The 241-nt window shown below is 55.6% G+C and carries 1 pseudogene; it reads left to right on the top strand.

The window, feature by feature from the left end:
- Positions 1-201 (top strand): annotated as a pseudogene (locus HMPREF2886_RS22890) (P-type conjugative transfer protein TrbJ); the annotation flags it as partial.
- Positions 202-241 lie beyond the last annotated feature (40 nt).

Genomic DNA, 241 nt, shown 5'->3' with positions numbered 1-241 from the left:
CAGGCGATTCAGGCGGGCAATGAAATTGCCTCGCAGAACGTGCAGCAACTGCAAAAGCTGCGCGACCTGATCGCCACGCAAATCAACATGCAGGGCAACTACATGGCGCAAGAACAGGATCGCATCCAGCTCGATGACGCTCTGCGTCAGCAGCGCCGTAGCGGCACCATCACACAAACCGGCAGCAACAAGGGGTATTAAATGCTCAATCTCAAACTGTCGGTGTTCGTAGCCTCCCTGA

It is taken from the genome of Pseudomonas sp. HMSC066A08 (assembly GCF_001813025.1).
Taxonomy (GTDB): Bacteria; Pseudomonadota; Gammaproteobacteria; order Pseudomonadales; family Pseudomonadaceae; genus Pseudomonas; species Pseudomonas aeruginosa.
The sequence above is the reverse complement of the archived record's forward strand: the minus strand, read 5'-3'. Positions and strand labels throughout refer to the sequence as shown.